Annotated in this window: 7 protein-coding genes; 4 read left to right on the top strand and 3 right to left on the bottom strand. The window is 71.2% G+C overall.

The window, feature by feature from the left end:
- Window positions 1-372 precede the first annotated feature (372 nt).
- Both DN069_RS43035 and DN069_RS38690 read right to left on the bottom strand, forming a co-directional pair.
- The gene (locus DN069_RS43035; protein ID WP_424556369.1) at window positions 373-501 is read right to left on the bottom strand and encodes a BBE domain-containing protein; all 129 of its coding nucleotides are present in this window, start codon (window positions 499-501) and stop codon (window positions 373-375) included.
- A gap of 248 nt (window positions 502-749) precedes the next feature.
- Window positions 750-1,748, bottom strand: a complete 999-nt coding sequence (locus DN069_RS38690; protein WP_111507920.1) for a methyltransferase — start codon at window positions 1,746-1,748, stop codon at window positions 750-752.
- A 157-nt stretch (window positions 1,749-1,905) separates the two neighbouring features.
- Here DN069_RS38690 and DN069_RS38685 point away from each other — a divergent pair, with 157 nt between their 5' ends.
- On the top strand, window positions 1,906-2,241 hold the full coding sequence (locus DN069_RS38685) for a cupin domain-containing protein (RefSeq protein WP_111507919.1): 336 nt from the start codon (window positions 1,906-1,908) through the stop codon (window positions 2,239-2,241).
- A 46-nt stretch (window positions 2,242-2,287) separates the two neighbouring features.
- Here DN069_RS38685 and DN069_RS38680 read toward each other — a convergent pair whose 3' ends face one another.
- Window positions 2,288-3,277: an NAD(P)H-dependent oxidoreductase gene (locus DN069_RS38680; RefSeq protein ID WP_111507918.1), complete on the bottom strand. Its 990-nt coding sequence runs from the start codon at window positions 3,275-3,277 to the stop codon at window positions 2,288-2,290.
- A gap of 156 nt (window positions 3,278-3,433) precedes the next feature.
- Between DN069_RS38680 and DN069_RS38675 the strand changes: the two genes are divergently transcribed.
- The 3 genes from DN069_RS38675 to DN069_RS38665 form a co-directional block, all read left to right on the top strand.
- On the top strand, window positions 3,434-4,468 hold the full coding sequence (locus DN069_RS38675) for a phosphotransferase (protein ID WP_111507917.1): 1,035 nt from the start codon (window positions 3,434-3,436) through the stop codon (window positions 4,466-4,468).
- Between the two features lie 95 nt (window positions 4,469-4,563).
- Complete coding sequence (locus DN069_RS38670) at window positions 4,564-5,934, top strand: sensor histidine kinase (RefSeq protein WP_116513727.1); 1,371 nt, start codon at window positions 4,564-4,566, stop codon at window positions 5,932-5,934.
- A 7-nt stretch (window positions 5,935-5,941) separates the two neighbouring features.
- Window positions 5,942-6,592, top strand: a 651-nt coding sequence (locus DN069_RS38665; RefSeq protein ID WP_111507915.1) for a response regulator, incomplete at its 3' end; no start/stop codon positions are given.

Raw genomic sequence — 6,592 nt, 5'->3', positions numbered from 1 at the left:
ACCACAACCCCACCCACCAACACCACAGCAGCAACGGGCGCAGGCACACGCACGGGCACGGGCACGGGCCCACCACCGGGCACACCAGCACCCAACACCCGCACACAACAGGGGGGGCGGAACCCGGCACCCACACCCGGCCCCCCACCGCACCGCTCCGCACCGCAACAACACCGCACCGCGAGAACGCCGCACCACCGCGAAACCAGGAAGGGCGCCTGCGCCCGCCCACCCCCGCAAAAAAAGGGGGGCAGGCCCGCGCGCAACGCCCCTCCCCGCTGCCACCCGACCGGCAGCAAAACGCGGAACCCCGGGCCCAAGAACCCGGGACTCCCCGCATCACCGCGCCCTCAAATCGGCCGCCGGCACACCCTAGGCGCGCCCTACCCCCAGATCGGCCGGCGGAATGTTGTGGTTCATCCGGAACATGTTCTCCGGGTCGTAGACCGCCTTGACCCGCCGAAGCCGCTCAAAGTCCCGCGCCTCATACGCGGAAGCCACATCACGCGCGTCCCCACGCCCGTTCAAGAACGTCTGCACTAAGAGGCTTCGAAGACGTCCGCTACCGCCACGGCGCCGTCTTCCGCCAGATCGATCCTGACGGCTCACGGCTCACCGTGCTCGCCGAACACTCCGGGCACACCAAACAAACCCTCACCGAAGTCGTCCACGAGCTCCAGAAGGCCGGCTACCTCGAACGCACGCCACACCCAACTTCGTCCCCGCCCACGAGGAGCGGGGGCAACTGCCTAGCGGGCGATGGCGAGCGTCGCCGGGGTGCCGGTGGCGTGGAAGGTGACGTCCGTGAAACCCGCCTGGATGAGCCAGGCCGCGTAGTCGGCGCGGCGCCAGGTGCCACCGTGGTTGGTCTTGAGGAGCATCTCGGAGGCGAACAGCAGCGAGAACGGGGGGCCGCTGCGGTCGTCGTCGACGATGTAGTCGCAGACGATCAACGCCCCGCCGGGCTTGAGGGCGTCGCGGAGCTTGGCGAACACCGCGGTGTTGTCCTCGGGGCCCTCCTGGTGCGCGATGTGGGAGTAGAGGGCCACGTCGTAGGCGGCGGCTTCGAGTTCGGTGGTGTGGAAGTCGCCGTCCAGACAGGAGAACCGGCCCGTCAGGTCGTGATTGGACAGCAGGCGGCGAGCGATCGCGTTGATCGGCTCCCAGTCCAACTGCGTCGCCTGCGCCGTGGGATTGAGCTGGAGCCAGACGGACGAGAAGACGCCCGACCCGCCGCCCACATCCAGAATCGACAGGTTCTTCCAGTCAGCCAGCGACAGGACGCTCGCAGCGGTCTGCGCTGCGGCCACCGACAGGCCCGCGATGGCAGTGACGACGTTCTCCCAGTGGGGGTTGTCGGCGACCTCGGCCACGGGGTTGTTGAGGGGGCCGCCGGCGCGGAACACCTCCAGTCGGCCGACGAGGTTGTCCATTTCGGCGAGCTTGAGTTGGGCCAGGCCGCTGATGTCGGTGAGCTGACCCTCGACGAGGTACAGGTCCGTCTCCGGGGTGTTGCGGTAGACGCCGTCCTGGGTGTGGAGCAGGCCGAGGCCGACCAGGCCGTCGAGGAGGGTCTGCACGCCACGCAGAGCAAGGCCGGTTTTGTCGGCGAGTTCGGCGGGGGTGCGCCGGCCGTCATGGATGAGGGTGAACAGCGAGTTCTGTGTCGCCACGGCGAGGAGTCCGGTGGCCCAGTAGCCGCTGGCGATTTCCAGGATGCGGCTGGGGGAAGGCTGAGTGCCCGTCATGGTTGGGTTTCTCCTCACAGGGTGGCCGGCACGGCCTGTCGATGGAGGTCCACGGCGCGCCACCCACCCTCACCCGCCACACTCGAAAACCACTCGACGCGCACTCGAACCTCGCCGAAGGCAAAACCCCCACCCCCCAGCGACCGGAGGCCGCACGATGAAAGCCGAGCACGAGTTCTTCGACCCCGACGCCCTGCCGTGGTGCGACGGACCGCAGCCCAAGACCGCGCAGAAGATCCTCAGTCAGGACCCGGCCGACCCCGAGGTCCTGACCAGACTGCTGCGCTGGGAGCCGGGCTTCGCCACCCCCGCCGACGTGATCCGGCACGAGTGGGTCGAGGAGGTCTACCTCCTCGAAGGGGACCTGCACGACATCACCCTCGACCGGACGTTCCACGCCGGCCACTACGCCTGCCGTCCCCCGGGCATGCCGCACGGCCCGTACCGGAGCACGAACGGGTGCACCATGCTGGAGATCCGCTACCGCCCCTGACCACCGCGTCATCGCGCGCCGACCCGCACCCCCCGCCCGTGCTCCGTCAGGGTTCCAGATCGACCAGGACGCGACCGGACAACACGTCGGCCGGCAAGGACGCCTGGTCGTGCACGATCAGCCACTCCCCCTCGATCCGCCGGAAACAGAACGTCGCACGCACCCACATGCCTTCGGCCCGCTCACCGGTCACCGTGGTGCCGCTGAGCCGGCCGAAGGCATGCCCGAAGGCGATGTCGCCGCCGACCTCGATCGCCAGGTCCCTCAGCTCGTAGGAAACGTCCGCGAAGAGCGTGAAGACGCGGGCCCAGTTCTTCAGCTTCGCGTCGACCCCGACGTGCTGGAGCGGCGGCTCGACGTCGAAGGAGACGACGTCGGTCGCGTAGACGCGACGCAGCGCGTCGAGGTCCTTGGCCTGGATGCCGCCGATGATCTCGGAGATCCGGGCCCGGATCTCCGCCTCCGCGGTCCCGGCCGAGCGCAACGGTGCGAGGGCCCCGCTCCACTTCACGACGCAGTCCAGCATCGTCTCCAGGGTCTTCGCGTGGGACTCCCGGGGCTTGAACACGGCGTGGTCCTCGAAGTCACCGGCCAGCGTCAGGGACACCTGCGCCACCACGTCCGCCAACTGCAGCACCCCGCACAACTGCCGCAGCTGCGCCACCGACCGCACCCCGCCGTCGACGCCGTAGGACACGAACCCGACGGCCTTGTCGTTCCACTCCACGTACAGGTGGTCGAGCGCGTTCTTCAGCGAGCCCGGCAGCCCGTGGTTGTACTCCGGCGTCACGATCACGTAGCCGTCGCACGGAGCGATCGCGGCCGCCCAGGCCGACGTCCGCTCGTCCTCGTAGACGCCGCGGGCCGCCAGGGCGGGCCGCTCAGCGTCCAGCAGCGGAAGCGGGTGGTCCAGCAGGTCGATCAGCACGAACTCGGCGTCCGTCCGCCGCGCTCCCGCCTGCGCCACCCAGCGCGCGACCTGCCCGCCCCGACGGCCGTCACGAACACTGGCGAGGATGATCCCGATCCTGAGCATGGCTCACTCCTTCACTCACACTGCTTCGACTGGCTGTTGCTGTGTTGCGCTGTGCCCGGAGGGTGCCCCCTCCACCTGATACGACAAGGCAGCCGCCCGGAATGTGAGGCCACCGACGGCGGCGGTCCCCGCTCGGAGCCGCAGTAGGGTCTGCGGATGCGTCAGTTCGCGGAGATCGAAGACTTGTCGGACCTGGTACGGGAGGCACTCGGAGCGCGGTTCCGTCCCGTCGCGGTGGAACGCCTGCGGGGCGGGAGCAAGAAGGGCGTCTACCGCGTCCACGTCGAAGGGCCCGGCGGGACCGGCACCGGCACGGGCACCGGCACGGGCACCGGCCCGACGAGCGTGATCGTCTACCGCTGGGCCGACACCGAGAACTTCTGGCCCGCCACCGCCACCGAGCGGCCGGGCACGAACGCGGGTGATCCGTTCGCTGCGGCGTCCGGGCTGGTCCCGTTCCTCGCCGCGCAGCGCCGGCTCGAGGGCGTGGGAGTCCGGGTCCCGCGGGTGCTGCTGGCCGACGGCAGCCGGCCCGGCGGCGCTGACGTCGCCGTGGTAGAGGACGTCGCCGGTGGCAGCCTCGAGGCGCTGTTCGGTTCCGACCCCGCCCGAGCGGCGAACGCGCTGGCAGAACTCGCCACGATGCTGCAGATCATGCACGGGCAGCAGAACGTCTCCTACGGCCAGGTGCACCTGCTGGAACGCGGCGGGACGGCGCCCGGTGTCTCCTGCGAGCAGGTGGTGACCGACCGTGCCCTGGCGGACCTGGCGCAGGCGGCGGGGCGCGACGACCGGATCGCGTCAGCGGCGTGCGCCCTGGAGGACCGGCTGCGGGAACTGGCCGGGCGGGTGGCTCCACGCACGCGGTACGGACTGATCCACGGGGAGCTCGGGCCCGACCACGTTCTCGTCGACGCCGACGGGCTGCCTGTCCTCATCGACATCGAAGGGCTGATGTTCTTCGACGTCGAATGGGAGCACGTGTTCCTGCGGATCCGCTTCGACGACCGGTACGAGGCCCTGTCGCGCCCCGGCCTGGACCCGGCGCGGCTCGACCTCTACCGGCTCGCGATGCGCCTGTCCCTGGTCGCCGGCCCGCTGCGGCTGCTCGACGGGGACTTCCCCGACCGGTCCGCCATGCGGCAGATCGCCGAGTACAACACGCACGCGGCACTCGCCCTGCTCGCCTGACCTGGTCGGTGCAGACTGAGGGAAGTCGAAGAACGCGCTCCGGGGGCTCCGGGGGAGCACCGGAGCCGCCGCAGACGCGTCACGGAGCGGTGGTCATGAAAGCCATGCGGATCTGGACCGCCGGGCTCCCCGACGCGGCGGACAAGCACGCCGTCGAGGAGATCCTGCGCGACCACCAGCGACGCGGGGTCCGCGTCCAGGCGGTGCTGCGCGCCTGCGTCGTCGTGGTCGCCCTCACCGTCATCGTGCTGATCCGCCCGCGCGAGCGCCTGTGGGCCACGATCGCGCTGACCCTGCTCTACGCCGTCTGGAGCGCGGCGATGATGGCCGTCTCCTGGCGCGACCGCGGCCGCAACTCCCTCGCCCTCGCGGTTCCGCTGGTGGACCTGCCGCTGCTCACCCTGATCCTCTGCGTCGCGGGCGACTTCACCGACCCGAACTGGTCCTCGCCCTTCAGCGCCGACGCCTTCGTGTTCATCCCGGTCCTGGCCGCCTTCCAGCTACGGCCGCGGATCACCGCCGTCTCGGGCGCCGCCGCCACCCTCACCTACGCCGTGGCCTCCGGCGTCGGGCACCTGCATGCCCAGCCCGACCTGCAGTTCACCATCGGCCACGCGCTCTTCATCGCGATGATCAGCATCGCCAGCGTCGTGCTGTCCCTGATCCAGCAGTCCCGGGTGCGGCTGATCGCCGAACTGGCCCAGCAACGGTCGAAGCTCCTGGCCCGCACGGTCGCCGCCGGCGACCGGGAGCGCCGGGACCTCGCCGAGGCGCTGCACGACGGTCCGCTGCAGAGTGTCCTGGCCGCCCGGCTCGACCTCGACGAGGCGCGGGACGCGCCACCGCAGGGGGGAGGCCTCAAGGAGGCTCTCGGGCGGGCGGAGGAGGCGCTGCGCGACGCGGCGCGGCAGCTGCGTTCGTCCGTCACCGAGCTGCATCCAGCGGTGCTGGAACGGGCCGGCGTGAGCCGGGCGCTGGAGGAGCTGGCCCTGCGGTGCGCGGTGCGCGGCAGGTTCGAGGTGCGGTTCACCAGCGATGCGACGACCGCCGGGCGCGATACCGACCGGATGCTCTACCAGTGCGGGCGTGAGCTGCTCGCCAATGTGGTCCGCCACGCGCGGGCCTCCCACGTCGAGGTGCTGCTGGCGCTGGCGGGACCCGTCGCCGTGCTGGAGGTGCGGGACGACGGGGTGGGTCTGGCGGCCGGCCGCCGACCGCTCGTCGACCGGCTCGCGGACGGGCACATCGGCCTGGCCGCGCAACGCGTGCGCGTCGAGGAGGCGGGGGGCTCGATGACCCTCACGGCGAACGCGCCCACCGGAACCGCGGCCAGGGTCACCCTGCCGCTGGAGCCCTCGGCGCATGGCGGCCGGACCACCGGCGCGGCCGGGGGCGGGAACGGGGACGGGACCAGGGACAAGGCCGGGGACGGAGCCGGTGCCGTCACCGGCGGAGAGGGACGGTGAGTGGGCTATGGGGCGCACCGTTCTGGAGAACGCCAAGATCCGCGTCGTCGTCGCGGACGACCATCCGCTGTACCGGGAGGGGGTGTGCCGGGCGCTGGTGCAGAGCGGTCGCATCGACGTCATCGCCGAGGCGGAGACCGGTCGCGACGCGCTGACCGCGATCCGGGAGCACCGGCCCGAGGTGGCACTCATCGACTACCAGATGCCGGGGCTGGACGGCATCGCGGTCATCCACGCCGTGGTGCGTGACGAGCTGCCGACCAGGGTGCTGCTGCTGACCGCCTTCGAGGAGAGCGCCCTGGTCTTCAAAGCGGTCCAGGAAGGCGCCGCCGGGTACCTGCTCAAGGACTCCTCGCGTGACGAGATCGTCGGCGCGGTGGCGCAGGCGGCGTCCGGCGCGACGGTGCTGCCCGCCGGGCTCGCCACCGGGCTCGCGGCGGAGATCCGGCTGCGCCACGAACCGGACCAGCCGGTGCTGTCCGAGCGCGAACGCCAGGTGTTGGAGCTGTTCGCGGCCGGCAAGAGCGTCCCCGATGTGGCGAGTGAGCTGTTCCTGTCGCCCAGCACGGTCAAGACCCACGTCCAACACCTGTACGCCAAGCTCGGCGTCTCCGACCGCGCGCAGGCCGTGGCTGAGGCGTTGCGGCGGGGTCTGCTG

The sequence above is a fragment of the Streptacidiphilus pinicola genome (assembly GCF_003258295.1).
GTDB lineage: Bacteria > Actinomycetota > Actinomycetes > Streptomycetales > Streptomycetaceae > Streptacidiphilus > Streptacidiphilus pinicola.
This window is presented reverse-complemented; position numbering and strand designations above follow the sequence as displayed.

Coding starts and splice junctions, on each gene's coding strand:
- DN069_RS38690 (WP_111507920.1), bottom strand. CDS start 1,748: ATGACGGGCACTCAGCCTTCCCCCAGCCGCATCCTGGAAATCGCCAGC.
- DN069_RS38685 (WP_111507919.1), top strand. CDS start 1,906: ATGAAAGCCGAGCACGAGTTCTTCGACCCCGACGCCCTGCCGTGGTGC.
- DN069_RS38680 (WP_111507918.1), bottom strand. CDS start 3,277: ATGCTCAGGATCGGGATCATCCTCGCCAGTGTTCGTGACGGCCGTCGG.
- DN069_RS38675 (WP_111507917.1), top strand. CDS start 3,434: ATGCGTCAGTTCGCGGAGATCGAAGACTTGTCGGACCTGGTACGGGAG.
- DN069_RS38670 (WP_116513727.1), top strand. CDS start 4,564: ATGAAAGCCATGCGGATCTGGACCGCCGGGCTCCCCGACGCGGCGGAC.